The organism is Helicobacter bilis ATCC 51630, assembly GCF_000686565.1.
Taxonomy (GTDB): Bacteria; Campylobacterota; Campylobacteria; order Campylobacterales; family Helicobacteraceae; genus Helicobacter_A; species Helicobacter_A bilis.
This window is the reverse complement of sequence record NZ_JMKW01000095.1, coordinates 1-2,599: the sequence shown is the minus strand read 5'-3', so window position 1 is coordinate 2,599 and position 2,599 is coordinate 1. Positions and strand designations below refer to the sequence as shown.

The window sequence follows — 2,599 nt, the reverse complement described above, 5'->3', positions numbered from 1 at the left end:
CTATGGAGTAAATCTATCTTATCATCAAAGCTACTTAGAATCTCTGCTATTTTTTGTTGTATTGTAAGTGGTGGGAGTGGGATTGTTATATCTTGCACTACGCCTTTAGAAATCTCTTCAAAGGTTGTTCCTGTTCCCAAAGATTGCAAATATTTTACATTATCTTTTATCCAATAATACACAAATAAATTACAAGCTTGTTTTGGATTAACAATCAAACTTTTAAAGCCTTGATTTGTGCAAATATCATTTTGTGCTATTGCAACATAACCAATAGGTGCTCTTGAACTTAGTAAAATTGTCCCTTTTGGCATTAAGGTTGCTGAAGAGTTTTTAAGCCCTAATTTAGTAATGAATCTTTCGCCCTTTGAAATATAAATATGATTGTAACCTGCTAAATCTTTTGGAGTTAGCCAAGGGATTTCTCCATTCCAATATTCTGGTATTGATGTTTTTGGTGTTCCGCCACTAATTATCTCCGCAACTTCCCCAAGCCTTACTTCCTGCCATTGCTCTTTATGGAGAGATTGTAGAAAGGGTTGTAAAGAAAGAGATTCTAAAGGTAAATCTAAGCTAGATTCTGTATTACAAGATTCCATTATTACACTCCGTTATAAAGTTTTAGATACTTCGCCTAAAGGCTCGGTATGAAAAAATATATTCTCTTTTTTTTCGTTGTCATTTTGAGCCGTAGGCGAAAAATCTTTTTTTTTAGAATCTTTTTAGATTTCATAATTTTAGATTTTTCGCCTTTTTCAAAGGCTCAAAATGACAAGTTTAGATTCTGTATTATGAGATATTTTCATTCCCACCTATAATCTCTAAATTATTTAGAATCTTTTCACTTAAGATTCTCTCTTCTTTGATTTGAGATTCTAGCTCGGTTTTTAAGCGTGTAAATTCTCTTTCAAAATCAAAGTCTTCATCATCTTCTGCCAAGCCCACATAGCGACCGGGTGTAAGGACATAGCCTAGATTTGCTATCTCTTCTTTGCTTACACTTTTACAAAAGCCTAGAATATCGCTATATTCCCCATCTTTTTGCTCTTGTGCCTTTTGCCATTTGTGATAAGTCTCTGTGATTTTAGCAATATCACTTTGAGTTAGAATCCTATTTTTACGATTGATGAGTTCGCCTAGATTTCGCGCGTCAATAAAAAGCGTGTTGTTATGGGATTTATTGCGTTTGATAAACCACAGACACGCTGGAATCTGCGTATTTAAAAAGAGTTTTGCGGGGAGATTGACGATACATTCTATAAGGTTAGATTCTATTAAGTTTTTGCGGATTTGCCCCTCTGTGCTTGTGTTGCTTGTAAGAGAGCCTTTAGCAAGGACAAATCCCGCCCGACCTTTTGGAGCTAAATGGTGGATAAAGTGGCTTATCCACGCATAATTGGCATTTGTGCTAGGGGGTGTGCCATACTGCCAACGCACATATTTTCTAGTGCTTCACTGCCCCAATCTGTGGCGTTAAAAGGTGGGTTTGCGATGATGAAATCTGCCTTTAAATCCTTGTGTGCGTCATTGAGAAAGCTTCCCTCACTATTCCATTTGAGTGAGCTAGAATCTATTTTTCGCAAGGCAAGATTCATCTTTGCTAGTCGCCAAGTGGTTTGATTACTCTCTTGCCCATAGATTGAAATATCGCTGATTTTACCCTGATGCTCTTTTACAAACTGCTCACTTTGGACAAACATTCCCCCACTTCCACAGCAAGGGTCAAACACTCTGCCATTATAAGGCTCTAGCATAGCTACTAGCAATTCCACAACGCTTTTTGGCGTGTAGAATTGCCCGCCTTTTTTGCCCTCACTCAAGGCAAACTCACCGAGAAAATATTCAAAAATATGCCCTAAAATATCGCTTGTATTTTCTTGATTAAGTGAGATAGAATCTATTAGGTTTATCAAATCGCCCAAAGTCGCACTATCTAGGTTATCTTTAGCATAGACTTTAGGCAGCACACCTTTTAACTGCGGATTATCCTTTTCTATCAAGTCTAGGGCATAGTCTAAATCTTTGCCAATTTGTGGGCTTTTTGCTTTGCTTAAAAGAGCGCTCCATCTAGAATCCTGTGGCACAAAAAAGATATTTTTTGCGATATATTCATCTTTATCTTCTGCATCTTCATTTTGTGAAAGCAACTCTTTATGTAAAGATTCAAAACTATCGCTAATGTATTTTAAAAACACAAGTCCAAGCACGATGTGTTTATACTCTGCGGCGTCTATGTTTTTTCTAAGTTTATCAGCGGCACTAAAAAGGGCGGCTTCTAGCTTTTGGGTTTGTTTTATCTTTGCCATTATGTTCCTTTGTGTTTTTGTCCTTTATGTTCTTGTAGTGGAATAGTAGCATATCATTGTAGATTCTATGAATGGGTTGTTTTGAATGGGGTTTGAATGTGAATGTAGTGGGTTTCAATATAGCAATAGAATCTGCTCTTTAGCCCTGCTTTAAGAAAGCTAAGATTCTATATCTTTGCCTAGCTCATAAAGTCCGCTTTTAAGCACAATCTCATTGCGATTTGTCTCAATTAGCCCTTGTGTTTTTAGCTCTTTTATCACTCTTGTAACTGCCTCTCTGGCACTGCCGATAT

Annotated in this window: 2 protein-coding genes and 1 pseudogene; all 3 read right to left on the bottom strand. The window is 36.9% G+C overall.

Annotation, left to right across the window (positions count from 1 at the left end; genetic code table 11):
- The coding region (locus tag T368_RS14085) for a restriction endonuclease subunit S (protein WP_034595264.1) at window positions 1-599 on the bottom strand (599 nt) is incomplete at its 3' end.
- A 190-nt stretch (window positions 600-789) separates the two neighbouring features.
- Window positions 790-2,306 (bottom strand): annotated as a pseudogene (locus tag T368_RS17345) (type I restriction-modification system subunit M).
- Window positions 2,307-2,465: 159 nt separating this feature from the next.
- The coding region (locus tag T368_RS14075; protein WP_034595263.1) for a helix-turn-helix domain-containing protein at window positions 2,466-2,599 on the bottom strand (134 nt) is incomplete at its 5' end.